The organism is Roseateles chitinivorans, from assembly GCF_050632145.1.
Classification (GTDB): Bacteria; Pseudomonadota; Gammaproteobacteria; order Burkholderiales; family Burkholderiaceae_C; genus Roseateles; species Roseateles chitinivorans_B.
The window spans coordinates 3,384,415-3,408,941 of the sequence record NZ_CP192577.1 but is presented as its reverse complement, the minus strand read 5'-3'; the positions used below and the strand labels follow the sequence as shown (position 1 = coordinate 3,408,941).

The window sequence follows — 24,527 nt, the reverse complement described above, 5'->3', positions numbered from 1 at the left end:
GCCATGCTCCGCTGCCGCACAGCGTCCCGCAAGTGACCTTGCCGCCGCGTTGCGGGGACAGGCTGTTGCACAATCCGCGCCCATGAGCCTGGTCTTCCCCCATACCTTCGTGCCGTGGTTTCGCGCGGTGGCCCCTTATATCCACGCGTACCGCGGAGAAACCTTCGTCGTCGGCATGACCGGGGAAATGATCGCCGCCGGCAAGCTCAACGGCTTCGTCCAGGATCTGGCCATCATGCAGGCGATGGGCATCAAGGTCGTGCTGGTGCACGGCTTCCGCCCGCAGGTCAACGAGCAACTCGCGCTCAAGGGCCATCAGCCGCAGTACAGCCACGGCATGCGCATCACCGACGGCATTGCGCTCGACAGCGCCCAGGAGGCCGCCGGCCAATTGCGATTCGAGATCGAGGCGGCGTTTTCGCAAGGCCTGCCAAACACGCCGATGGCCAATTCCACGGTGCGCGTCGTGTCGGGCAATTTCCTGACCGCGCGGCCGGTCGGCATCGTCGACGGCGTCGATTTCAAGCATTCCGGCATCGTGCGCCGCGTCGACGCGGCCGCGATCCAGCGCGCCATCGATATCGGCGCCATCGTGCTGATGTCGCCGTTCGGTTTCTCGCCCACCGGCGACGCCTTCAATCTGATGATGGAAGACGTCGCGACGGAAACCGCGATCGCGCTGCAGGCCGACAAGCTGCTGTTCATGACCGAGGTCGAGGGCGTGCGCGAAAACCCCGAGGATCCGGAAAGCGCGATCGACACGGAACTGGCGCTGGCGGATGCGAAACGGCTGATCGCCAAACTCCCGCCGCCGACGCAACCGACCGACGTCGGTTTTATCTGAAGTACTGCGTGAAGGCCTGCGAATCGGGGGTCGAGCGCTCGCACATCCTGCCTTTCATCGTCGACGGCGCGATCCTGCAGGAGGTCTATACCCACGACGGCATCGGCACGATGGTGGTCGACGAAAAACTGGAAAGCCTGCGCGAGGCCACCCACGACGATATCGGCAGCCTGATCGCGCTGATCGAGCCGTTCGAGCGCGACGGCACCCTGGTCAAACGCGAACGCAGCGAAATCGAACGCGACATCGAGACCTATACCGTCATCGAGCACGACGGCGTGATATTCGGCTGCGCCGCGCTGCACCCCTACCAGGAGGCGCGCACCGCCGAGATGGCGGCATTGACCGTGTCCAGCGCCGTGCAGGGCCAGGGCGACGGCGAGCGCATCCTCAAGCGCATCGAGCAGCGCGCCAAGGCCATGGGCCTGACCAGCATCTTCGTGCTGACCACGCGCACCATGCACTGGTTCATCAAGCGCGGCTTCCAGCCGGTCGACCCGACCTGGCTGCCCGAGGAACGCAAGCGCAAATACAACTGGGACCGGCGCTCGCAGGTCCTGGTCAAGAAACTCGCCTGATCCCCGTCGGGATCGATTCCGTGGCGGCCGCCCGGCGTGGGCCGGCCGCCGCACCTACACTTTTCTGAACATCGAGGTTTGATATGGCCCGCAACGTCCAATGCGTTTATCTGAAGAAGGAAGCCGAAGGGATGGACTTTCCCATCTATCCCGGCGAACTCGGCAAGCGCATCTATGAGAACGTGTCCAAGGAAGCCTGGGCCGCGTGGATGAAGCACCAGACCATGCTGGTCAACGAAAACCGCCTGAATCTGGCCGACCAGCGCGCCCGGCAATACCTCGCGCGGCAGATGGAACAGTTCTTCTTCGGCGGCGGCGCGGAACAGCCCGCCGGATATGTCCCGCCGACGGAGTGATTTCCCCATCGCGGTGCGCGCGGTGACGTCCAGCGTCAATTCGCGCCGGCCAAGACACGATTTCTGACAGTTGAGCCGGTAAAACCGCGAGGAAATGCGGTTTCGGCGCCGGCCCGGGGATTTACCCCCTTGCGGTGATACTCGATTCCCTGCCTATAATACGGCATTCCCTTTCGAGGGAGCCGTCGAACTACGCGAGGAATTGCATAAATGGCATCGCTCAAAGACCTCCTGGCCCAGCGGGCCGCCCTCGAAGCGCAAATCGCCGAAACCCAGGACCGCGAACGGTCCGACGCGATCGGCAAGGTGAAGTCGCTGATGCAGGAATACGGCCTGACGGTCGCCGACCTGACCGCGCGCGCCGCCAAGACCGGCACGCCGAAGTCGTCCAAGGTCGCGGCGAAGTATCGCAACCAGGCCACCGGCGAAACCTGGAGCGGCCGCGGCCTGCAACCGAAATGGCTGAAGGCCGCCATTTCCGGCGGCGCCAAGCTGGAAGATTTCGTCATCTGACCCATGATCTGAAGGCCCCGCGCCTTCCGGCACCGCGAAAGCCACCTTCGGGTGGCTTTCTGCTTTTTCGGCACCGCCCTTTTCCCTTTTCCCCTTTCGCTTTTCCACCGCTTTCCGGCGCCCTCTTTCGGTGCCACCTGCGCCACTACCTCCTGCGGGTACCCTCATTCCGGGGGAGCGCCGCCTCCGGCAGGGATAGCGCTGACCGGGCGCTTCCGGCTCGCGGCTAGCATGCCGCCCGGCCCCCTCCGCGCCGCGCGCGGATCCGCTCTTTTCCTTCTACGCCGCCCCATCTTGAAGTCCGAGTTGTCCGCTCTTGCCGGTTGGGCTCCGCCCGCTGCGTCGCGCCGCCTGCCAGCGGTCGCGCCGGCCGCATTGCTGGTCGGCGCCACCGCCTTGCTGCTGGTCGCCGGCGCGCTGTGGCCGACCTGGCGCACGGTGGCCTGGTGGCTGCTCCCGCTGCTCGGACTCGGCGCGGTGCTGCACGCCCGCACGCTGCGGCAACGCGCGCTCGACGAGCGCCGCGAGTGGCGCACCAAGATCGACGACACCGGCCTGTCCCTGGCGCAGTGGATCCCCGGCGAGTCGGTCGCGATGTCGCCCGGCTGGCAATCGCGGCTGGGGCCACTGGACCCCGCCGATCCGCTCGCCTGGCTGACCCAGGTGCACGCCGTCGACCGGATGACGCTCGAGGAGCGCCTGCCCGCACTGCTGGGCACCGCGACGGCGGCGCGCGATGCGAACGGGGTCGAGGGGCAGGACGGCCGGCAGGCACCGTCACCGGAGCCCGACACGCTGCATCACGCGCTGCGCCTGCCCGACGAGGACGGCGGCTGGATCTGGCACGAGTTGCGTCTGCGCGTGGCGCGCCGCGACCCGCGAGGCCGCGCCCGCCAGGTGCTGGCGAGCCTGCAGGACATCCAGTGGCGCCGCACGGCCGAGGAACGCCAGCGCATGAGCAGCGGGCTGTTCCAGCACCTGCACGAAGGCCTCGCGATCACCGACCTCGAACACCGCCTGCTCGACGCCAACCCCGCCTACTGGACGCTGATGGCGACGCTGCTGGAGCCGCCCGCGGGACTGGTGATCGAGAACGACGCCCCGCCGACGGACACCGCCGAGGCGCTGCGCCATCGGATGCTCGGCCGCACCGCGCTGCCGATGGACGAGGCGCAGTTGCGTCGCGCCGGCCACGATCCGGAGGCGATCGCCGAAGCGCTGGCCGATCCCGCCGGCCACTGGCAGGGCCTGGTCAAGGTCCGCGCCGCCGGCGGCCAGCCGCGCACGCTGCGGCTGACCGTGTCCTCGATCCCCGAGCCCGAGGGCCCGCCGCGCTACCGCGTGCTGGCGCTCAGCGACCTGACGCAGGAACTGCAGCGGCAGCAGGCGCTGGAGCGGCTCGGCCGCTTCGACCTGCTGACCGGGCTGCCGAACGAGCAGGAGTTCCTGCGCCGGCTGCAGGGGCGCTGCAGACCAGCCGCCAGGTCGGACCGGGGTTCATGCTGTGCGTCGCGCGCGTGGACCTGGATGGGTTCGCCGCGTTCAACCGGCGCCATGGCGTCGCCCGCGCGGACCAGGCCATGACGGAGCTCGCCCGACGCCTGACGCAGGCGCTACGGCAGGCGCCGCAGTGGTCGGATGAGGTCGCCCGCCTCGGCGGCGACGAGTTCGGGCTGCTGCTTCGCGTGCAGAGCGTCGAAGAAGCCCAGCAGGCGCTCGACAGGCTCGTGCAGGTGCTGCGTCGCCCCATCGATCCGGAAGACAGTCACGGTCACGGTCACGGTCACAGCGGCGGCCGCGGGACGGACGTCGACGGCATCGACGGCGTCGCCGCAAGCATGGGCAGCGCGGGCGGCGACGTTCCCGACGACCTCGATGCGCAAGAGCCCGTCGGCAGCGCGCTGCGCCTGAGCGCCAGCGTCGGCGCGACGCTGTACCCGCAGGACGGCGGCGAGGCCGAGACCCTGATGCGTCACGCCGCGCACGCGCTCTATCGCGTCAAGCGCAGCGGCCGGGACGGCGTCCAGTTCTTCGACGTCGAGAAACGCCGCAGCCGGGAGGCGCAGGCACAGGCCGCCCTGCGCGTGCAGCAGGCGCTGGAAGCCGGCGAACTCTGCCTGTACTACCAGCCCAAGCTGGACCTGGTCAGCGGCGCGCTGCTCGGCGCCGAGGCCCTGCTGCGCTGGCGCCATCCGCAACGCGGGCTGCTCGCGCCCGCGACCTTCCTGCCGACCGTCGAACACAGCGGCATGGCCGCGCAGCTCGGCCATTGGGTGCTGGAACAGGCCCTCGAACAATGCCGGCTCTGGCGCGCCCAGGGCCTGGACCTGGAGCTCAGCGTCAACATCAGCCCGCGCCACCTGGCGGCGCCGGCCTTCGTGCCGCGGCTCGAGGCCCTGCTCGCGCGCCATCCCGACGTGCCGCCGCAGCGGCTGGTGCTGGAACTGCTCGAGTCCAGCGCGCTCGAGGACGTCGCCCACGCACGCCGCCTGCTGACCGATTGCAAGCGTCTCGGCCTGCGCCTGGCGATGGACGACTTCGGCACCGGTTATGCGACGCTGTCGGTGCTCAAGCAGTTGCCGCTGGACCAGCTCAAGATCGACCGCTCGTTCGTGCAGACCATGCTCGTCGATCCGCAGGACCATGCGCTGGTGCAAGGCGTGATCGCGCTGGCCGGGCAGTTCGGCTGCGAACTGGTGGCCGAAGGCGTCGAGTCCCCGGCGCACGCGCAGGCGCTGATCGCGCTGGGCTGCCAGGTCGGCCAGGGCAGCGGCCTGTGCGAGCCGCTGCCGCCGCAGGCGCTGCTCGACTGGGCCCTGCGGCGCTCGCCGCCGCCCTCGCCGTCCAGGCCGCGCGCGCCGGCCCAGGACCTGCCCGCGCAAGCCATCACTTAAAATCCGGAGGTGATCCCACCCGGCTTTATTCAGGACCTCCTGGCCCGCGTCGACATCGTCGACATCGTGGGCCGCCATGTCGACCTCAAGAAGGCCGGCATCAACCACAAGGGGCTGTGCCCGTTCCACGGCGAGAAGTCGCCGAGCTTCACGGTCAGCCCGTCGCGCCAGACCTACCACTGCTTCGGCTGCGGCCAGCACGGCAACGCCGTCGGCTTCCTGATGGAGCACCTGGGCATCGGCTTCATCGACGCGGTGCGCGACCTCGCGCAGCAGGCCGGCATGCAGGTGCCCGAGGACGACCGCGGCCCGCAGGAGCGCGAGCGCGAGAAGGCCCAGAAGCAGCGCCAGGCGACCCTGACCGAGGTCCTCGCCAAGGCCGGCCAGCACTACCGCCAGCAGCTCAAGGGCAACGCGCGCGCGATCGACTACCTGAAGGGCCGCGGCCTCACCGGACAGATCGCGCTGCAGTTCGGGCTGGGCTACGCGCCCGACGGCTGGCGCTCGCTGGCCAACGCCTTCCCGTCCTACGACGACCCGCTGCTGGTCGAGACCGGCATGGTCATCCTGCAGGACGACCCCGGCAAGAGCGAGGCCGAACAGCGCCGCTACGACCGCTTCCGCGACCGCGTGATGTTCCCCATCCGCAACGTGCTGGGCGAGGTCATCGGCTTCGGCGGCCGCGTGCTGGACAAGGGCGAGCCCAAGTACCTGAACTCGCCGGAGACGCCGGTCTTCCACAAGGGCCGCGAGCTCTACGGCCTGTACGAGGCCCGCCCGCAGATGCGCCGGCGCGGTTATGCCCTGGTCGTCGAAGGCTACATGGACGTGGTGGCGCTGGCGCAGCACGGCTTCGGCAACGCGGTCGCGACACTCGGCACGGCCTGCACGGCGGAGCACGTGCAGAAGCTGTTCCGCTTCACCGAGTCGGTCGTGTTCAGCTTCGACGGCGACGCCGCCGGGCGCCGCGCGGCCGGACGCGCGCTGGAGGCCGCCCTGCCCCACGCCAACGAGACACGCACGATCAAGTTCCTGTTCCTGCCGACCGAGCACGACCCGGACTCGTATGTGCGCGAGCTCGGCGCCGAGGCGTTCGAACGCTGCGTCGAAGGCGCGGTGCCGCTGTCGCGCCAGTTGATGGACACCGCCGCGGACGGCTGCGACCTCGGCACGCCGGAAGGCCGCGCCAAGATGCTGAGCGTCGCCAAGCCGCTGTGGGCGGCGCTGCCGGACGGGCTGCTGAAGCGGCAGCTGCTGGGCGAACTCGCGCGGCGCGCGCAGTTGCCGGACGCCGAACTGCAAAGCCTGTGGGCGAATGCGCAGCCGCCCGCGGCACCGGGCTCGCGCCCCCGCGCGGAGCGCCCCGCGCCCGCACCGGCGCCCCGGGCGGCGCCGAGAGCCTCCTCCCCTCTTCCGACGGCTCGCACGACGAACCGTACTTCGACATCCCCGCCTCCGCCTACGGCGACGAGGCGCACGCCGGCGCTGACGACATCCACATTCCCCCGGACGCCTACGCCGCCGCCTCCCCCCAGGCCCCAGGCCAGGGCCAGGCCGAGCGCAAGTGGGTGCCCAAGGGCGAATACAAGGGCGAATACAAGGGCAAGGGCGGCGGCAACTGGAGCGGCAAGGGCGGCAAGGGCGACTGGCGCAAGCGCGACCAGGATCCGACCATCGGCATGCCGCTGGAACTGCCGCCGGCGCCGATGAATCTCGCGGTCCGGATGCTGGTGCTGCACAGCGAGCTCTGGCAGCAGATCGGCGAGCAGGACCTGCAGCTGCTGCACGAGCTCCCCGGCGAACACGGGCAGCTGATCGCGTGGCTGGAACGGTCGCTGGTCGACAACGGCCCCGCGCCCTGGGCAGTGCTGCAGATCGCGTTGCAGGAGGCCGACCTGATGGACCTCGCCCAGCGCGTCAGCGGCGGTCCGCTGACCGCACCGCCGCCGGATGAGCACGTCGAGGTCGAATTCCGCGTCGTGATGCGCAAGCTCTGGGTCGCGAAGCTTCGTGCGGAAGCCGACCGCATCGCGCGCAGTCCGCAGCCGGACATGACGCGGTTCCAGGCCTTGCTGCGTCAGATCCGCGAGCTGGAAGCCGCCTGAACGGCCCGTCCGGACGTGCGCTCAGGACATGCTTTTTGACCGGACGGGAAAATTCGCAGATAATCTATGGTTTTCGCGCGTCAAGAGTGACCGCAGCGCCAACCGGTCCCCGGCCCCCCACTGACCCTGGGTTCATACACAAAAGTGGCCAACTGACACCGCCTGGGCTGCAACAACAAAGGTTCACGCTAACCTTCACGCGCAAAGCCTTGAATGGTGGACGGCTCACCCCGATCTGCCATCCAGGGCCTGAGTTCGAGCCGCCTGGCTCGCTCGCGCCGCATAGCCCGCAAGTGTCGGGAGTTTGCGAGCGCCGGCGGGACAGGTGGCTGTTTGCATTGCCTGCATCCACTGCGATTTCCCCGCATTCACCTACTGGCCCCCGAGCCACCGAGGAACTGCATGACCGCCAAAAAGACCGCGTCCAAGGCCGCCGCCGCAGAAACCGAAGAAGTCAAGAAGCCGGCCGTCAAGGCCGCCGCGAAGACCGCCAAAGCCGCCACCGCTGTCGCGTCCGCTGACGACGCGAAGCCCAAGCGCGGCCGCAAGCCCAAGGCCGAGACCGAGTCGAAGAAGCCGGCCGCCAAGGCCAAGGTCGAAGAGGAAGAAGAGGACTTCGCCGACGTCGACGCCGACGGCGAGACCGAGGGCGAGGCCGACGCGGAAGTCGAGACCGCGGAGACCGTCGAGGTCGAGGAAGTCGGCGAGGACAAGCCCAAGGCCAAGCCGCTGCGCATGAAGGTCAGCCGCGCCAAGGAGCGCGCGCTGATGCGCGAGTTCGGCCTGGACGAGACGGCGCTGACCGAAGAGGAAGTCGCCAAGCGTCGCCACGAGCTGAAGACCCTCATCAAGATGGGCAAGACGCGCGGTTTCCTGACGCATCAGGAAATCAACGACCACTTGCCCGAGAAGCTGATCAACGAGGAAATCCTCGAGGCGATCGTGTCGATGCTCAACGACATGGGCATCGCCGTGTACGAGCAGGCGCCCGACGCCGCCACGCTGCTGATCCAGGGCTCGACCTCGCCGACCGCCACCGAAGAGGAAGCGGAAGAGGCGGCCGAAGCCGCGCTGTCGACCGTCGACTCCGAATTCGGCCGCACGACCGACCCGGTGCGCATGTACATGCGCGAGATGGGCACCGTCGAGCTGCTGACCCGCGAGGGCGAGATCGAGATCGCCAAGCGCATCGAAGGCGGCCTGCAGGCCATGATGCTGGCCATCTCGGCCTCCCCGACGACGATCGCCGAGATCCTGGCGATCGCCGCCAAGATCCGCGCCGGCGAGATGCAGATCTCCGAGTCGGTGGACGGCTTCGTCTCCGATGACGAGGCGGACGACTACGTCGCGGAAGAAGACTTCGACGAGTTCGACGAAGAGGACGACGACGACGGCGCCGGCGGCTCCAAGGCGCTGACCAAGAAGCTCGAGGAGCTGAAGAACGCCGCGCTGGTGAAGCTGGATTCGCTCGCGATCAACTTCGACAAGATGCGCAAGGCCTTCGAGAAGGACGGCTACAAGTCGGCCAACTACAACAAGGCCCAGTCCGCGATCAGCCAGGAGCTGATGACGATCCGCTTCACGGTCAAGACGATCGAGAAGCTGTGCGACATCCTGCGCTCGCAGGTGGACGACGTGCGCCGCTTCGAACGCGAGATCCGCAAGATCGTCGTGGACAAGTGCGGCATGCCGCAGGAACACTTCATCAAGACCTTCCCGCCCAACGTGCTGAACCTGCAGTGGGCGGAGAAGGAAGTGGCCTCGGGCAAGCCGTACGCGAACATCATGTCGCGCAACCTGCCCGCGGTGCAGGAGCTGCAGCAGAAGCTGATCGACATCCAGGGCAAGGCCGTGGTGCCGCTGGACGACCTCAAGGGCATCAACAAGCGGATGAACGAGGGCGAGAAGGCCTCGCGCGACGCGAAGAAGGAAATGATCGAGGCCAACCTGCGCCTGGTCATCTCGATCGCCAAGAAGTACACCAACCGCGGCCTGCAGTTCCTGGACCTGATCCAGGAAGGCAACATCGGCCTGATGAAGGCGGTCGACAAGTTCGAGTACCGCCGCGGCTACAAGTTCTCGACCTACGCGACGTGGTGGATCCGCCAGGCCATCACCCGCTCGATCGCGGACCAGGCCCGCACCATCCGCATCCCGGTTCACATGATCGAGACGATCAACAAGATGAACCGGATCTCGCGTCAGCATCTGCAGGAGTTCGGCTTCGAGCCGGACGCGCCGACGTTGGCCGAGAAGATGGAGATGCCGGAGGACAAGATCCGCAAGATCATGAAGATCGCCAAGGAGCCGATCTCCATGGAAACGCCGATCGGGGACGACGACGACAGCCACCTGGGCGACTTCATCGAGGACACCAACAACACCGCGCCGATCGAGGCCGCGATGCAGGCCGGCCTGCGCGAGGTGGTGAAGGACATCCTGGACAGCCTGACCCCGCGCGAAGCCAAGGTGCTGCGCATGCGCTTCGGCATCGAGATGAGCACGGACCACACGCTGGAGGAAGTCGGCAAGCAGTTCGACGTCACCCGCGAGCGCATCCGCCAGATCGAAGCCAAGGCGATCCGCAAGCTGAAGCATCCGTCGCGCAGCGACAAGCTGCGCACCTACCTGGACAACCTCTGATCCAGCCCGCGACCCGGGGCCCAGCGATGGGCACCGGGTTTGCCGAAAGACCGGCCCCGTCCTCGGACGCGGGCCGGTTTTTTATTGGTGCCGCCGCCTCCGGACCTCGGCGCCCGAAAGGCTTGTTACGGCATTCGCCCGCCTGTTGGGGGAGGTGTCGTACAGGGGCCGACAGGCCCCCAAGGCGAGGGCTTATCTCCACGTGACGCCCAGGATGGCGCGGCTACACTGAGACTTCCATCACATCTTGTCCCCTGTCAGGCCGATGACCCAGATCCGCGAGCGCACCGTCCTGTTTGCCGACTTGCGCGGCAGCACGGCGCTGTTCGAGACGCTGGGGAACGCGGAGGCCTCGGGGCTGGTGACGCAGACGGTCGCACTGACCGGCCAGGCGGTCGAAGAGAACCGCGGTCACATCATCAAGACGCTGGGCGACGGCCTGATGGCCGCCTTCGACAACCCGCGCGACGGCATCAAGGCCGCGATGCGGATGCAGGAGCTGCTGCTCAAGTCGTCGGCCCGCAGCGAGCGGCTGCGCCACACCCACCTGCAGATCGCGCTGGCGCGCGGCGAGGTCGTCGAGATCCACGGCGACTGCTTCGGCGACGCGGTCAACGTCGCGGCCCGGCTGCTCGACCACGCGGGCGACGGCGAGACGGTCGTGACCGCCGAGGTGGTGAACGGCCTGACCGGCGCGCAGAAGGCGCGCTTTCGCAGCCTCGACCACATCAGCGTGCGCGGGCGCGCCGAGCCGGTCCACATCTACGTGCTGGACCAGGGCACCGGCGATCCGGGCGCGACGCAGTTCGGCGAGATCGTCCGCAGCGCCGGACCGGAAGGCATCCGGCTGGTCTGGCAGGACCTGGACCGTGTCTTCGAGATCGAACAGATGCCCATCGTGCTGGGCCGCAGCACGCAGGCGACCTATTGCATCACCGACGTCCGCGTCAGCCGATCGCACGCGCGCATCGACTGGCAGGGCAGCAGCTTCAGCCTGACCGACCTCAGCTACAACGGCACCTTCGTGCGCTTCGGCGCCGGCGGCCAGACGCTGAGCCTGCGCCGCGGCTCCTGCACGCTGCACGGCGCCGGCGCCATCGGCCTGGGCGGCGCGGCATCGGAGTCGCAGGCCCCGACCGTGCGCTTCGAGGTGCTGCACCTGGCCGAAGCCGCCTCGTCGGCCCTGATGCGACGTGGGATCTGAGCCGCCGCGTCGCGGCCAGGGCCCCTCCCTCCTTCTTCGCGACTCGTCGCCCCCGCCGGATGAGCTTCCGTCCTGAACCCGATCACGTGCACGGCCGCGCGCCGACCATCGGAGTGCTGCTGGTCAACCTCGGCACGCCCGACGCCCCCACGCCCGAGGCCACGCGCCGCTACCTGGCGCAGTTCCTGTCCGACCCGCGCGTCATCGAGATCCCGAAGGCCGCCTGGTGGCCGATCCTGCACGGCGTGATCCTGCGGACGCGTCCGGCGAAGTCGGCGAAGAAGTACGCCAGCATCTGGATGAAGGACGGCTCGCCGCTGATGGTCTGGACGACGAAGCAGGCCAAGCTGCTGCAGGGCCAGCTCGGCGAACAGGGCCACCGCGTCAAGGTGCTGCACGCGATGCGCTACGGCAACCCGTCGATCGCGTCGCAACTCGACGTGCTGCGCGCCGAGGGCGCCACCCGCGTGCTGGTGCTGCCGGCGTATCCGCAATATTCGGGCGCGACGACCGCCAGCGTCGTCGACGACGTGGCGCGCTGGTCGCTGGAACACCGGCATGTGCCCGAGTTCCGCTTCGTCAACCGCTACCACGACGACAAGCGCTACATCGCCGCGCTGGCCGACAGCGTGCGCGCCCACTGGAAGACCGAAGGCCGCGGCGAGCTGCTGGTGATGAGCTTCCACGGCATGCCCGCGCGCACGCTGGCGCTGGGCGACCCGTACCACTGCGAATGCCTGAAGACCAGCCGGCTGTTGGCCGAGGCGCTGGGTCTGTCCGACGCGCAGTACAAGGTGACCTTCCAGAGCCGCTTCGGCAAGGCGCGCTGGCTGGAGCCCTACACCGAGCCGACGTTGCGCGAACTCGCCGGACGCGGGCTGAAGTCGGTCGACCTGATCTGCCCGGGCTTCTCGTCCGACTGCATCGAGACGCTGGAAGAGATCGACATGGAAGCGCGCGAAGCCTTCCTGCACAGCGGCGGCCAGCGCTTCAGCTACATCCCCTGCCTCAACGACCGTCCCGCCCATATCCGCGCGCTGGCGGCGATCGCCGAGCAGCACCTGCAGGGCTGGCCCACGACCGCCGTGCCCGACGAGGCGCAGGCCGCGGCCCTCGCCCGTCAGCGCGAAGCGGCATCGATGGCGGGCGCGACACGCTGACGGCCAGCGCAACGCGCCGAGCGCCGTCGCCGCACCATGACCAAGGGCCCCTTCATCCGGGGCCCTTGTCGTTGGGGGATGGCGTCGCCGCAGGAGGTGACCGCCACCGTTGCCGTCAATGTCGCCGTCAGCCGAGGGCGACCGCCGCCTGCTGACGCGCCTTGCGCGCGGCCATCCACTTCATGACCCGCGGCAGCAGCAGCACGATCACGACGATCGCCAGCAGCGAGGCCGACAGCGGGCGCTGCAGGAACACGCTCCAGCTCCCGCCGCCGATGGCGACGCCGTTGCGCAGGTGCGCCTCGGCGAGCGGGCCCAGGATCATGCCGACGACGACCGGCGCGGTCGGGAAGTCGAAGCGCCGCATCACCACGCCCAGCAGGCCGATGGCCAGCATCACGTAGAGGTCGAAGGCGCTCTGGCGCATGCCGTAGACGCCGACGGTCGCGAAGATCAGGATGCCGGCGTACAGCGGCGCGCGCGGGATGCGCAGCAGCTTCACCCACAGCCCCACCATCGGCAGGTTGAGCACCAGCAGCATCACGTTGCCGATGTACAGCGACGCGATCAGCGCCCACACCAGCGTCGACGAGGTCTCGAACAGCTGCGGCCCGGCCTGGATGCCGTAGTTCTGCAGCGCCGACAGCAGGATCGCCGCGGTGACCGAGGTCGGGATGCCCAGCGTCAGCAGCGGCACCAGCGTGCCGGTGACAGCCGCGTTGTTGGCGGCCTCCGGCCCGGCCACGCCCTCGATGGCGCCGACGGTGCCGAACTCCTCCTTGTGCTTGGACAGCTTGCGCTCGGTCGCGTAGCTCAGGAAGGTCGGGATCTCGGTGCCGCCGGCGGGGATCACGCCGAACGGGAAACCGAGCGCGGTGCCGCGCATCCACGCGGGGATGGATCGTTTCCACTCCTGCCGCGTCATGTGCACGCGGCCCATGGTGTTCATCGTCAGGTTGCTGCGGCCCTCATAGAGCGCCACGTAGAGCGTCTCGCCGACCGCGAAGAGCCCCACCGCGACCAGCACCGTCTCGATGCCGTCCATGAACTCGGGCACGCCGCCGGTGTAGCGGATCTGCCCGGTGATCTGGTCCATGCCGACCAGCCCCATGGCCAGGCCGATGAACAGCGCGGTCATGCCGCGCAGCGTGCTCTGGCCCAGCACTGCGGAGACGGTGGTGAAGGCGATCAGCATCAGGCAGAAGTACTCCGGCGGGCCGAGCGTGACGGCGAAGTCCGCCAGCACCGGCGCGAACAGCGTGACCAGCACGGTGGCGAAGGTCCCGGCGAAGAACGAGCCGATCGCCGCCGTGGCCAGCGCCGCGCCGGCGCGGCCGTGGCGGGCCATCTTGAAGCCTTCGAGCGCGGTCACCATGGTGCCGGTCTCGCCCGGGGTGTTGAGCAGGATGGAGGTGGTCGAACCGCCGTACATCGCGCCGTAGTAGATGCCGGCGAAGAAGATCATCGACGCGGTCGGGTCGACCTGCGCGGTGATCGGCAGCAGCATCGCGACGGTCACGGCCGGGCCGAGGCCGGGCAGCACGCCGATCGCCGTCCCGAGCGCGCAGCCGATGAAGGCCCACATCAGGTTGGCGCCGGAGGCGGCCGTGGCGAAGCCGCCCATCAGGTGGGTCCAGAGGTCTTGCATGTCGGAACTCCGGTGAGGGTTACAGCCAGCCGCCGGCCGTGATGGCGGGCAGGTTGAGCGCGAGCAGCTTGTTGAACAGCCAGAAGACCGGGGCCGCGATCAGCAGGCCGGTGACGGCGTCGATGACGATCTGGCGCACGCCGCCATGGGTCTTGCCCTCGGCGCGACGCAGGCCGCGCACGGCCAGCACGAAGCACAGCGTGCAGGCGAGGACGAAACCGATCGTCGTGATCAGCGACGCGTTGGCGATGACGGCGGCGGCCACCCAGGCGCCCGACAGCCAGTCGGCCTTGGGCGCGCCCGATGGCGGCTCCATCGAGCGGAAGCCGCCGCTGCGCGATTCCCAGATCAGCCAGGCGCCGCAGATCAGCAGCACCGCGGCCACGAACCAGGGCAGCGCGTTCGGGCCGATGCCGGAGTAGCCGGCGTCGGACGGGATCGCGGCGGCCCCGAAGGCCATCACGCCGCCGACGACCATCGCCGCGGCACCGACCAAGGTTTGGTAGAGCGGGCTCGGTGCGGCCTGCTCGGTGATATCCGTCATGAAGACCTCCCGGTCCAGAATCAAGTCGATCAGGCCGCGCCGTTTCTACCAAGCGGAGCCCGTGGAACTGGCTTCGCCAGGCCACTGGGCTCGCCCCCTTGAGGGGCCGGCGAAGCCGGTAGGGGTGGGCCAAAAGCTTCAGACCATGCCGGACTTGTGCATGATGGCGCGCAGGGACGCGAACTCGTTGTCGACGAAGGTCTCGAAGTCCTTGCCGGTCAGCACGGCGGGCGTCCAGCCGTTCTTCTCCAGCGCTTCCGTCCAGGCCTTGGACTTCGTCGCCTTCACGACCAGGTCGATCAGCACCTGACGCTGCGCCGGCGTGATGCCGGGCGCGCCGTACACGCCGCGCCAGTTGCCGATCTCGACGTTGTAGCCGAGCTCCTTCATCGTCGGGATGTCCAGGCCCTTGATGCGCTGCGGCGCGGTGATCGCGATCGGGCGCATCTTGCCGCTCTCGATGTAGGGCTGGAACTCGCTGTAGCCGCTGCCGCCGATGCTGACGTTGCCGCCCAGGATCGCGGCCACGGCCTCGCCGCCGCCCCGGAAGGCGACGTAGTTGATCTTGGTCGCATCGACGCCGACCTCACGGGCCAGCATCGCCGCGGCGATGTGCTCCGTGGCGCCGCGCGAGCCGCCGCCCCACTTCACCGAGCCCGGGTCCTTCTTCAGCGCCTCGACCACGTCCTTCATCGTCTTGAACGGCGAGTTGGCCGGCAGGACGAAGACGTTGTATTCGCTGGTCAGGCGCGCGATCGGCGTGGCCTGCGTCAGCGTGACGGGCTGCTTGCTGGTGATCAATCCGCCCAGCATCACGGCGCCCATCACCATCATCGCGTTCGGGTCGCCCTTGGCGGCGTTGACGAACTGCGCCAAGCCGATGGCGCCGGCTGCACCGCCCTTGTTCTCGAAGGTCACCGCGCCCGCGGCGCCGGCGTCCTGCAAGGCCTTGCCCAGCGCGCGGCCGGTGATGTCCCAGCCGCCGCCCGGGTTGGCGGGCACCAGGATCTTCAGGGCCGCCGCGGCCTGCGCGGTCAACGGCAGCGCGCCGGTGGCGCCCAGCGCGGCGAAGGCGGCCGCGGACTTCAGGAATTGGTCTCGACGCATGCTCGTGTCTCCTGTTGTAGATGTCGTCATCGGGGCTGAGCGAGCGCCCGGTGTTGTAGGCGTGAATCCTGCACACGGCGGCTTTCATTCGGCTGTCGGGAAGCTCAGGGTTGACCCTGAGCGGCGCCGGCTTCGCGCGTGGCGGACACTGCCGGCCATGAGGCTGTTTTTCGTCGAGGACAACGCCGCGCTGCAGACCACCGTGGCGCGGTCGTTCGAGCGCCGCGGCATCCAGGTGCACGGGTTCACCGAGGGCCGCGCGGTGCTCGAGCGCTGGCGCGCGTCGCCGCCGGACGTCGTGCTGCTGGACCTGTCGCTGCCCGACATCGACGGGCTGGAACTGCTGTCGGCCGCGCGCGCCGAGCAGCTCACGACGCCGGTGATCATCCTGACCGCGCGGGGCACCGTCGGGGACCGCATCCTGGGCCTGAACATCGGCGCCGACGACTACCTGCCCAAGCCTTTCGATCTCGATGAACTCGAGGCCCGCGTGCGCGCCCTCGCCCGGCGCAGCCGCGGCGCATCAGGGTCGGCCGCCGGCGCGGGCGCGCACGAGGACGAGTCCTTCCACGGCCTGCGCGTGGACGTCGACAGCGGCGCGATCTACCACCTCGGGCTGCCGCTGGACCTGCCGCCGCGCGAGGCCGCGCTGCTGCGCGCGCTGCTGGCGCGGCCGGGCCAGGCGGTCGCCAAGGAGCGGCTGACGGAGATCGTCTTCGCCGACGACCTCGACGTGCAGCCCGACGCGGTCGAGGTCGTCGCCTACCGGCTGCGCAAGCGGCTGCCCGCAGACGGCGCGCGGCTGGTGACGCTGCGCGGCCTGGGCTACCTGCTCAAGGCGCCGGACTGAGTGGGCGGAGTGATCACGCTGTCCTCGATGCGCAGCCGGTTGCTGGTGGGCATCCTGGTGCCGGTCGGCCTGCTGATCGCCGCCAACGCGCACCGGCTCTACGAGGACGCGCTCAAGGCCATCGACACGGCCTACGACCGCACGCTGCTCGCCTCGGCGAAGACCATCGGCGAGCAGCTCGACGTGCACGGCACGCGCGAGGATCCGCACCTGGTCTCCGAGGTCCCCTACGCGGCGCTCGAGGCCTTCGAAGCCGACAACCGCAGCCGCATGTTCTATCGCGTCACCGGCTTCCGCGGCGAGTGGGTGTCGGGCTTCGACGACCTGCCCGCCTGGCACGGCAAGCTGCCCGCCCGCGGCGCCTATGCGGCGCTGGTCGATTTCTACGACGACGTCTACCAGGGCGAGGAGGTCCGCGTCGCGGTGCTCAAGCAGCCGGTGTCGGGCGAGGCCGGCCTGGGCGTCGCGACCATCCAGGTCGCCGAGACGTTGGAGATCCGGCGCACGCTGGCGCGCCAGGTGCTGATCTCGACGCTGTGGCGGCAGGCCGCGCTGCTGGCGGTGATCGCCATCGTGGTCTGGGGCGTGGTGCTCTTCGCGACCTGGCCGGTGCGGGAGCTGAGCCGCTCGATCGGCGCGCGCGCGGACGACGACCTCAGTCCGATCCCGATGCCCGGTGTGCCGGCGGAGCTCGCGCCGCTGGTGGTCGCGATCAACGAGGCCTGGCATCGCCAGGCCGGCCTGTTCGCACATCAGAAGCGCTTCGTGCGCGACACCTCGCACCAGCTGCGCACGCCGCTGGCGGTGCTCAAGGCGCAGGTGCAGTCGGCGCGCCGCGGCGACCTGCCGCTGACGCAGGCGATCGACGAGATCGGCGCCACCGTGGACGGCGCCACCGCGCTCGCCAACCAGATGCTGGCGCTGGCCAAGGTCGAGCAGTTGCGCCAGCAGGGCGATCCGCCGCGGCTGGACCTGGCGGAGACGGTGCGCGAGGTGGCGCTCGACCTCGCGCCGCTGATCGCCGACGCGGAACTCGACTTCGAACTCATCACCGAACCCGCGCCGGTGCGCGGCCACGAATGGGCACTGCGGGAGCTCGTGCGCAACCTGCTGCACAACGCGCTGCGGCATTGCCCGCGCGGCGGCCGGCTGGAGCTGCGCGTGACGGCGCGCGCCAGGGACGTCGACGCGGGATCCGCCCTCGGCGCCGGCCCGGCTGGCGGCATCGAACTGCGCATCGCCGACAGCGGCCCCGGCATCGCGGCGGCCCTCCGGCCCAAGCTCGGCCAGCCGTTCGCGGCGGGCGCCGGCGGAGGCTCGGGGCTCGGGCTTGCCATCTGCCGTGAGATCGTGGGATCCCTGGGCGGCACGCTGTCGCTGGACAACCGCGAGCAGGATGGGGTCATCGCCGGGCTGGACGCCGTGGTCCGGCTGCCGGCGGCACCATCGCCCGATCCGATCGCCCCCTGAATTCCGCATAGGACAATCCGCCCCCGATGTCTTCCTCCTCCCGATCCCCTTCCCCGCCCGCCAGCGCCACCGGAGCCGACGGCGTGCGCCTGGACAAGTGGCTCTGGGCGGCGCGTTTCTTCAAGACACGCTCGATCGCCGTCGACGAGATCGGCAAGGGCCGCGTGACCCTCAACGGGCAGGCGGCGAAGCCCTCGCGCGAAGTGCGCGTCGGCGACCTGGTCAAGCTGCGCCAGGGCCAGATCGACCGCGAAGTGAAGGTGGCCGGCATCAGCGGCGTGCGCGGTCCCGCGCCAGTGGCGCAAACGCTGTACGAGGAGACGCCCGACAGCGTCGCCGCCCGCGAGCGGGCCGCCGAGGCGCGCCGCCTCGCGCCCGAGCCGGCCGACGCCATCGAGCAGGGCCGCCCGACTAAGCAGGACCGGCGCCGCCTCGCGGACTGGAACCGCTGGTCCGCCAGCCTGGATTGAGGCCCGGCGGATCCGGACGGGCTTGCCGGCGGCAGGCGCTGCCGGACCGAGGAACGGCCCACCTACCCCCATCCAGCGCCCCATCCTGCGCCCCTCCGGCGCTCACCAGGCGCCCGCAGCTCGCCGGTGTCCGTAGCAGGCCCGGGGTTTGCCCGCGCACGGATGCGAAAATCACCCTCTTGAAGTTCCGGCCATGGGCCCCAGATGCGGCGGGTCGCCCGACGCACGCTGGTTCTCACAGAGGCCGGCCGCGCTTCCGAAGAGAAGCCCGGGCATCCGCATTGGGGCATTCCAACCATGACGACTGACAACCAACAACCTGATCCGACGCTGGACGAACTGACCCAGCAAGCTGCTGCCGCGGCCGCCGCCGCGGTGCCCGAAACGCTCGAGGCCCGGCTCGCCGACACCGAGCGCCGCCTGGCCGAGATGTCCGACGCCTACCTGCGCGCCAAGGCCGAGGTCGAGAACACCCGCCGCCGCGGCGAGGACGACACGACCAAGGCCCGCAAGTTCGCCGTCGAGGGCTTCGCCGAGGCGATGCTGCCGGTGATGGACAGCCTCTCCGCCGCGATCGCCCTGCCCGACGCCAGCGTCGAGCAGGTGCTGCAGGGCGTGCACGCCACGCTGCGCCAGCTGCAGTCGGCGCTGGAGCGCAACAAGGTGGTGGAGATCAACCCGGCCTCCGGCACGAAGTTCGACCCGCACCAGCACCAGGCCATCTCGGTGGTCCCGGCCGAGCAGGACCCGAACACGGTCGTGACCGTGCTGCAGAAGGGCTTCCTGATCGCCGACCGGGTGCTGCGCCCGGCGCTGGTCACCGTGACCGCCCCGAAGTGAGCGCACGGCCTTCGCCCAAAAAAGCACGCTGAAAAAAGATCCGGGGCCTTGAACCCGGGCAAGTTATCCACAGATCAGAAGCATCCCGGAACGTTGTTTCAGCCGCTCATCCGATGAGCCTCGGGGGCCTCCCCCGCTGACCGTTCCGCCAGTTTTCAAATTCAGGAGCACCACATGGCTAAGAAGAAGATCATCGGCATCGACCTGGGCACGACCAACTCGTGCGTCGCGGTCATGGAAGGCAACACCACCCGCGTCATCGAGAACGCGGAAGGTGCCCGCACCACCCCGTCGATCATTGCGTACCAGGAAGACGGCGAAGTGCTGGTCGGCGCCTCGGCCAAGCGCCAGGCCGTGACCAACCCGCGCAACACGCTGTACGCGGTGAAGCGCCTGATCGGCCGCAAGTTCCAGGAAAAGGAAGTCCAGAAGGACATCGACCTGATGCCCTACACCATCGCCGCGGCCGACAACGGCGACGCGTGGGTGGAAGTGCGCGGCAAGAAGCTGGCACCCCCGCAGGTGTCGGCTGAAGTCCTGCGCAAGATGAAGAAGACGGCCGAGGACTACCTCGGCGAGGAAGTGACCGAAGCCGTCATCACGGTGCCGGCCTACTTCAACGACGCGCAGCGTCAGGCGACCAAGGACGCCGGCCGCATCGCGGGCCTGGACGTCAAGCGCATCATCAACGAGCCCACCGCCGCGGCCCTGGCCTTCGGCCTGGACAAGCACGGCGCCGGCGACCGCAAGATCGCGGTCTTCGACCTGGGCGGCGGCACCTTCGACATCTCGATCATCGAGATCGCGGACGTGGACGGCGAGAAGCAGTTCGAAGTGCTGTCGACCAACGGCGACACCTTCCTCGGCGGCGAGGACTTCGACCAGCGCATCATCGACTACATCATCGGCGAGTTCAAAAGGAACAGGGCGTCGACCTGACCAAGGACGTGCTGGCCCTGCAGCGCCTGAAGGAAGCGGCCGAGAAGGCCAAGATCGAGCTGTCGAACTCGTCGCAGACCGACGTCAACCTGCCGTACATCACGGCCGACGCCACCGGTCCGAAGCACCTGAACATCAAGCTGACCCGCGCCAAGCTGGAGTCGCTGGTGGACGAGCTGATCGAGCGCACCATCGCCCCCTGCCGCACGGCGATCAAGGACGCCGGCGTGTCGGTCGGCGAGATCGACGACGTCATCCTGGTCGGCGGCATGTCGCGCATGCCCAAGGTGCAGGAGAAGGTCAAGGAGTTCTTCGGCAAGGACCCGCGCAAGGACGTGAACCCCGATGAGGCCGTGGCCGTCGGCGCCGCGATCCAGGGCCAGGTCCTGGGCGGCGAACGCACCGACGTGCTGCTGCTGGACGTCACCCCGCTGAGCCTGGGCATCGAGACCCTGGGCGGCGTGATGACGAAGATGATCAAGAAGAACACGACCATCCCGACCAAGTTCGCGCAGACCTTCTCGACCGCCGAGGACAGCCAGCCCGCGGTGACCATCAAGGTCTACCAGGGCGAGCGTGAACTGGCGCAGGCCAACAAGAGCCTGGGCGAGTTCAACCTCGAAGGCATCCCGCCGGCGCCGCGCGGCCTGCCGCAGATCGAGGTCAGCTTCGACATCGACGCCAACGGCATCCTGCACGTCGGCGCCAAGGACAAGGGCACCGGCAAGGAAAACAAGATCACCATCAAGGCGAACTCCGGCCTGTCCGAGGCCGAGATCGAGAAGATGGTGAAGGACGCCGAGGCCAACGCCGCCGAGGACAAGAAGAAGGTCGAGCTGGTCCAGGCCAAGAACCAGGCCGACGGCCTGGTGCACTCGGTGCAGAAGTCGCTGACCGAGCACGGCGACAAGCTGGACGCCGGCGAGAAGGAAAAGATCGAAGCCGCGGTCAAGGACCTGGAAGAAGCCATCAAGGGCGAGGACAAGGCCGACATCGACGCCAAGACCGAAGCGCTGATGACCGCCAGCCAGAAGCTGGGCGAGAAGGTCTACGCCGAGGCGCAGGCCGCGCAGGCGGCAGCCGGCGCGGGCGCGGCGGGTGCCGCGGGCGCGGGTGCCGAGCACGCGGAAGCCGCCGGTGCGCAGGCGTCGGCCAAGCCGGCCGACGACAACGTCGTCGACGCGGAGTTCAAGGAAGTCAAGGACTCCAAGTAAGCCGTACAGGCGTGCGTGCCGACCCGACGTCGGCATCGCGCACGGCAATCGCTGTCGATTGACAGCCGCCGCGCGGGGCCGCCAGTCCCGCGCGGCGTTCTGGTTTGAGGCCTGCAGGAAGATTCCATGGCAAAGCGTGACTATTACGAAGTCCTGGGCGTCGCGAAGAACGCCAGCGAAGAGGACATCAAGAAGGCCTATCGCAAGCTCGCGATGAAGTACCACCCTGACCGCAATCAGGGCGACGGTGCCAAGGAAGCCGAGGACAAGTTCAAGGAGACCAAGGAAGCCTACGAGATGCTCTCGGACGGCCAGAAGCGGGCCGCCTACGACCAGTACGGCCACGCGGGCGTGGATCCGAACCAGGGCTTCCGCGGCGGCCAGGGCGGCGAAGGCTTCGGCGGCTTCGCGGAAGCCTTCGGCGACATCTTCGGCGACCTGTTCGGCCAGCAGGGCGGCGGCGGCCGTCGCCAGGGCGGCGGCCAGCAGGTCTATCGCGGCAGCGACCTGAGCTACGCGATGGAGATCACGCTGGAGGAAGCGGCGCGCGGCAAGGAGACGCAGATCCGCATCCCGTCCTGGGAAGGCTGCGAGACCTGCAAGGGCAGCGGCGCAAAACCCGGCACCAGCGCCAAGACCTGCGGCTCCTGCGGCGGCAGCGGCACGGTGCACATGCGCCAGGGCTTCTTCAGCATCCAGCAGACCTGCCCGCACTGCCACGGCACCGGCAAGATCATTCCGGAACCTTGCACCACCTGCAACGGCGCCGGCAAGATCAAGAAGACCAAGACGCTGGAAGTCAAGATCCCGGCCGGCATCAACGAAGGCATGCGCATCCGCTCGGCCGGCAACGGCGAGCCGGGGGTGAACGGCGGTCCGTCGGGCGATCTCTACATCGAGATCCGCATCAAGCAGCACGACATCTTCGAGCGCGACGGCGACGACCTGCACTGCACGATGCCGGTGTCGATCACGACGGCGGCGCTGGGCGGCACGATCGAGGTGCCGACGCTGGGCGGCAAGGCCGAGATCGAGCTCCCCGAAGGCACGCAGCACGGCAAGACCTTCCGCCTGCGCGGCAAGGGCATCAAGGGTGTGCGCTCGAGCTACCCGGGTGACCTGTACTGCCACATCAGCATCGAGACGCCGGTGAAACTGACCGAGCATCAGCGCAAGCTGCTGAAGGACCTCGACAAGAGCCTGCGCGACGGCGGCGAGCGCCACTCGCCCAACGCGAAGAGCTGGACCGACCGGGTCAAGGACCTCTTCAAGTAAATCGCCAACAGCGACACGCAAACCCCAGTCACGACTCGCGAATCGCGCCGGCCACCCACGCAAACCCGGGGGACCGGCGGTCGTCGCCCGACCGACAATCGGTCGGTGGTTGACGACATTCGCACAATTCGTTGGGGTGCTGCCGGCCCGCTCTCTTCGGAGGCGGGCTTTTTCACATGGGCGCGCGCCTTGGCGGGGCCACGGCCATGACGCTCGCCGGCACGCTCGGAAAGACGCAGGCGCTGGTCATCGACAGCAACGCGAACTCGCGCAGCCTGATGACGGCGCAGCTGCGCGAACTCGGCGTCGGCCATGTGCGGCAGACCACGCGCGTGCGGGACGCCCGCGTGATCCTCGAGACGCAGCCCTACGACATCGTCATCTGCGACTACTACTTCGACGGATCCGAGATGTCGGGGCAGGACCTGCTGGACGAGTTGCGGCGCGAGCAGCCTGCTCCCCTACTCCACCGTCTTCGTCATGGTCACCGGCGAGGCGTCGTACGCGAAGGTCGCCGAAGCGGCCGAGGCGGCCCTCGACGCCTACCTCGTCAAGCCCTACACGACCACGGCGCTGGCCGACCGGCTGGCCAACGCGCGGCATCGCAAGGTGGAACTCAAGGACATCTTCGAGGCGATCGACGCGAAGGATTTCGGCCGCGCCGCGGACCTGTGCCTGGAGCGTTTCCAACGCAAGGCGACCTACTGGCTGTACGCCGCCCGCATCGGCGCGGAACTGCTGCTGCGCCTGGAGCGCCACACCGAGGCGCGTGAACTGTACGAGGCCATCATCGCGGCGCGCACCGTGCCCTGGGCGCGGCTGGGCGTGGCGCGGACCGAGGTCGCCGGGGGCAACCTGAGCGCCGCGCGCCGGACGCTGGAGACCCTGATCGGCGACATGCCCGACCAGGCCGACAGCTACGACCTGATGGGCCGCGTGCAGATGGAGCAAGGCGAGATCGACGCCGCGCTCGCGACCTACCGCACCGCGGCGACGCTGACGCCGGGCTGCCTGCTGCGCCAGCAGCATTGCGGCACGCTGGCCTTCTACGCGGGGCAGCGCGACGAGGCGCTCAAGATGCTCGAACGCAGCGTGGCGCAGGGCTTGCGCTCCAAGCTGTTCGATGCGCACAGCCTGGCCCTGATCGCGCTGATGCGTTTCGACGCGAAGGACAGCAAGGGCCTCAAGTACACGATGGATGCGTTGATGCAGGCCATGGAACGCGCGCCGCGCGACCAGCGCCTGCAGGGCTTCGACGTGCTGATGCAGGGCCTGCGGCTGCTGCTGGATCGCAAGCTGGCGGACGCGCTGACGCTGGCGCGCCGGTTCGCGCGACGCGCCGCCGACCCGGATTTCGACCTCGAGGCCGCGAGCCTGCTGGTCGCGCTGTGGGTGCGCATGGCGCGGCAGGACATCGAGCTCAGCGAGATGGAGACGCTGATGAACCAGCTCGGTCTGCGCTTCTGCAGCTCGAAGTCGGCGACCGAGGTGCTGATCAGCATGGCCGAGGGCCATGAACCCAGCACGCAGCTGCTGCGCGACGCGAATGCACGGGTGTTCGCGATCTCCGAGACGGCGATGCGGCATGCGATGCGCGGCGACGCGCAGACCGGCGTGCAGTTGCTGGTCGAGCAAGGCACGCACACGCTCAACGCCAAGCTGATCGACATGGCCGCGCTGGTCCTCAAGCGTTACCGGGAACGGATGACCGACCCCGGCGCGCTGGAGCCGAAGATCGAGGACCTGCAGCGCCGTTACGTGCAGGCCAGCGGCCAGGGGCTCAAGGCCGCCCGAGGCGGCGGCATGGCTTTGCGAGGATGACTGCGCATCCCCGGCTAAGCTGCGGCGAGGCTCAGGAATGCTTCAGGGGAGC

General features: G+C 68.9%; 17 protein-coding genes and 3 pseudogenes. 17 read left to right on the top strand and 3 right to left on the bottom strand.

Going from position 1 to position 24,527, the window contains the following annotated elements; genetic code table 11:
- Positions 1-82: 82 nt before the first annotated feature.
- The 9 genes and pseudogenes from argA to hemH all read left to right on the top strand — a co-directional run bounded on the left by argA (position 83) and on the right by hemH (position 12,297).
- Positions 83-1,422 (top strand): annotated as a pseudogene (gene argA / locus ACQ86G_RS15700) (amino-acid N-acetyltransferase).
- A gap of 83 nt (positions 1,423-1,505) precedes the next feature.
- Entirely contained in the window at positions 1,506-1,778 is a 273-nt protein-coding gene (locus tag ACQ86G_RS15695) for an oxidative damage protection protein (protein WP_431256217.1), read from the top strand.
- 210 nt (positions 1,779-1,988) lie between these two features.
- The gene (locus ACQ86G_RS15690) at positions 1,989-2,291 is read left to right on the top strand and encodes an H-NS family nucleoid-associated regulatory protein (RefSeq protein WP_067275254.1); all 303 of its coding nucleotides are present in this window, start codon (positions 1,989-1,991) and stop codon (positions 2,289-2,291) included.
- A gap of 306 nt (positions 2,292-2,597) precedes the next feature.
- Complete coding sequence (locus tag ACQ86G_RS15685; RefSeq protein ID WP_431256216.1) at positions 2,598-3,875, top strand: hypothetical protein; 1,278 nt, start codon at positions 2,598-2,600, stop codon at positions 3,873-3,875.
- Complete coding sequence (locus tag ACQ86G_RS15680; RefSeq protein WP_431256215.1) at positions 3,791-5,185, top strand: putative bifunctional diguanylate cyclase/phosphodiesterase; 1,395 nt, start codon at positions 3,791-3,793, stop codon at positions 5,183-5,185. The genes ACQ86G_RS15685 and ACQ86G_RS15680 overlap by 85 nt, the downstream gene beginning before the upstream one ends.
- Before the next feature lie 9 nt (positions 5,186-5,194).
- Positions 5,195-6,895, top strand: coding sequence for a DNA primase (gene dnaG, locus ACQ86G_RS15675; RefSeq protein WP_431256214.1), 1,701 nt, complete (start codon positions 5,195-5,197; stop codon positions 6,893-6,895).
- Between the two features lie 797 nt (positions 6,896-7,692).
- The gene (rpoD, locus tag ACQ86G_RS15670) at positions 7,693-9,933 is read left to right on the top strand and encodes an RNA polymerase sigma factor RpoD (protein WP_431256213.1); all 2,241 of its coding nucleotides are present in this window, start codon (positions 7,693-7,695) and stop codon (positions 9,931-9,933) included.
- 265 nt (positions 9,934-10,198) lie between these two features.
- Positions 10,199-11,137 (top strand): adenylate/guanylate cyclase domain-containing protein, encoded by a 939-nt coding sequence (locus ACQ86G_RS15665; RefSeq protein ID WP_431256212.1) that lies wholly within the window; start codon positions 10,199-10,201, stop codon positions 11,135-11,137.
- 59 nt (positions 11,138-11,196) lie between these two features.
- A complete protein-coding gene (hemH, locus tag ACQ86G_RS15660; RefSeq protein ID WP_431256211.1) occupies positions 11,197-12,297 on the top strand; it encodes a ferrochelatase in 1,101 nt (366 codons plus the stop codon).
- A 127-nt stretch (positions 12,298-12,424) separates the two neighbouring features.
- On the opposite strand, the gene ACQ86G_RS15655 is transcribed toward hemH, so the two are convergent.
- The 3 genes from ACQ86G_RS15655 to ACQ86G_RS15645 all read right to left on the bottom strand — a co-directional run bounded on the left by ACQ86G_RS15655 (position 12,425) and on the right by ACQ86G_RS15645 (position 15,596).
- Entirely contained in the window at positions 12,425-13,945 is a 1,521-nt protein-coding gene (locus ACQ86G_RS15655) for a tripartite tricarboxylate transporter permease (RefSeq protein ID WP_431256210.1), read from the bottom strand.
- Positions 13,946-13,964: 19 nt separating this feature from the next.
- Positions 13,965-14,489 carry a tripartite tricarboxylate transporter TctB family protein gene (locus tag ACQ86G_RS15650; protein WP_431256209.1) on the bottom strand — a complete coding sequence of 175 codons (525 nt, stop codon included), beginning with the start codon at positions 14,487-14,489 and terminating at the stop codon, positions 13,965-13,967.
- Between the two features lie 138 nt (positions 14,490-14,627).
- The gene (locus ACQ86G_RS15645) at positions 14,628-15,596 is read right to left on the bottom strand and encodes a Bug family tripartite tricarboxylate transporter substrate binding protein (protein WP_431256208.1); all 969 of its coding nucleotides are present in this window, start codon (positions 15,594-15,596) and stop codon (positions 14,628-14,630) included.
- Positions 15,597-15,753: 157 nt separating this feature from the next.
- Between ACQ86G_RS15645 and ACQ86G_RS15640 the strand changes: the two genes are divergently transcribed.
- The 8 genes and pseudogenes from ACQ86G_RS15640 to ACQ86G_RS15605 all read left to right on the top strand — a co-directional run bounded on the left by ACQ86G_RS15640 (position 15,754) and on the right by ACQ86G_RS15605 (position 24,475).
- Positions 15,754-16,446 (top strand): response regulator transcription factor, encoded by a 693-nt coding sequence (locus tag ACQ86G_RS15640; protein ID WP_431256207.1) that lies wholly within the window; start codon positions 15,754-15,756, stop codon positions 16,444-16,446.
- A gap of 27 nt (positions 16,447-16,473) precedes the next feature.
- Positions 16,474-17,916, top strand: coding sequence for a sensor histidine kinase (locus ACQ86G_RS15635; RefSeq protein ID WP_431261415.1), 1,443 nt, complete (start codon positions 16,474-16,476; stop codon positions 17,914-17,916).
- A 26-nt stretch (positions 17,917-17,942) separates the two neighbouring features.
- Positions 17,943-18,386, top strand: coding sequence for an RNA-binding S4 domain-containing protein (locus ACQ86G_RS15630; RefSeq protein WP_431256206.1), 444 nt, complete (start codon positions 17,943-17,945; stop codon positions 18,384-18,386).
- A 297-nt stretch (positions 18,387-18,683) separates the two neighbouring features.
- Positions 18,684-19,226, top strand: a complete 543-nt coding sequence (gene grpE / locus ACQ86G_RS15625) for a nucleotide exchange factor GrpE (RefSeq protein ID WP_431256205.1) — start codon at positions 18,684-18,686, stop codon at positions 19,224-19,226.
- A gap of 174 nt (positions 19,227-19,400) precedes the next feature.
- Positions 19,401-21,379 (top strand): annotated as a pseudogene (gene dnaK / locus ACQ86G_RS15620) (molecular chaperone DnaK).
- Between the two features lie 126 nt (positions 21,380-21,505).
- Positions 21,506-22,654 (top strand): molecular chaperone DnaJ, encoded by a 1,149-nt coding sequence (dnaJ, locus tag ACQ86G_RS15615; protein ID WP_431256204.1) that lies wholly within the window; start codon positions 21,506-21,508, stop codon positions 22,652-22,654.
- A 176-nt stretch (positions 22,655-22,830) separates the two neighbouring features.
- A pseudogene (locus tag ACQ86G_RS15610) lies at positions 22,831-23,100 on the top strand (response regulator); the annotation flags it as partial.
- Positions 23,101-23,134: 34 nt separating this feature from the next.
- On the top strand, positions 23,135-24,475 hold the full coding sequence (locus ACQ86G_RS15605; protein WP_431256203.1) for a tetratricopeptide repeat protein: 1,341 nt from the start codon (positions 23,135-23,137) through the stop codon (positions 24,473-24,475).
- Positions 24,476-24,527: the final 52 nt, after the last annotated feature.

Excerpts from the sequence above, each read along its gene's own strand:
- ACQ86G_RS15645 (WP_431256208.1), bottom strand. The coding sequence starts at position 15,596 with ATGCGTCGAGACCAATTCCTGAAGTCCGCGGCCGCCTTCGCCGCGCTG.
- ACQ86G_RS15630 (WP_431256206.1), top strand. The coding sequence starts at position 17,943 with ATGTCTTCCTCCTCCCGATCCCCTTCCCCGCCCGCCAGCGCCACCGGA.
- rpoD (WP_431256213.1), top strand. The coding sequence starts at position 7,693 with ATGACCGCCAAAAAGACCGCGTCCAAGGCCGCCGCCGCAGAAACCGAA.
- grpE (WP_431256205.1), top strand. The coding sequence starts at position 18,684 with ATGACGACTGACAACCAACAACCTGATCCGACGCTGGACGAACTGACC.
- ACQ86G_RS15635 (WP_431261415.1), top strand. The coding sequence starts at position 16,474 with ATGCGCAGCCGGTTGCTGGTGGGCATCCTGGTGCCGGTCGGCCTGCTG.
- ACQ86G_RS15690 (WP_067275254.1), top strand. The coding sequence starts at position 1,989 with ATGGCATCGCTCAAAGACCTCCTGGCCCAGCGGGCCGCCCTCGAAGCG.
- hemH (WP_431256211.1), top strand. The coding sequence starts at position 11,197 with ATGAGCTTCCGTCCTGAACCCGATCACGTGCACGGCCGCGCGCCGACC.
- ACQ86G_RS15640 (WP_431256207.1), top strand. The coding sequence starts at position 15,754 with ATGAGGCTGTTTTTCGTCGAGGACAACGCCGCGCTGCAGACCACCGTG.
- ACQ86G_RS15650 (WP_431256209.1), bottom strand. The coding sequence starts at position 14,489 with ATGACGGATATCACCGAGCAGGCCGCACCGAGCCCGCTCTACCAAACC.
- ACQ86G_RS15695 (WP_431256217.1), top strand. The coding sequence starts at position 1,506 with ATGGCCCGCAACGTCCAATGCGTTTATCTGAAGAAGGAAGCCGAAGGG.
- ACQ86G_RS15665 (WP_431256212.1), top strand. The coding sequence starts at position 10,199 with ATGACCCAGATCCGCGAGCGCACCGTCCTGTTTGCCGACTTGCGCGGC.
- ACQ86G_RS15605 (WP_431256203.1), top strand. The coding sequence starts at position 23,135 with ATGGTCACCGGCGAGGCGTCGTACGCGAAGGTCGCCGAAGCGGCCGAG.
- ACQ86G_RS15655 (WP_431256210.1), bottom strand. The coding sequence starts at position 13,945 with ATGCAAGACCTCTGGACCCACCTGATGGGCGGCTTCGCCACGGCCGCC.
- dnaJ (WP_431256204.1), top strand. The coding sequence starts at position 21,506 with ATGGCAAAGCGTGACTATTACGAAGTCCTGGGCGTCGCGAAGAACGCC.
- ACQ86G_RS15680 (WP_431256215.1), top strand. The coding sequence starts at position 3,791 with ATGCTGTGCGTCGCGCGCGTGGACCTGGATGGGTTCGCCGCGTTCAAC.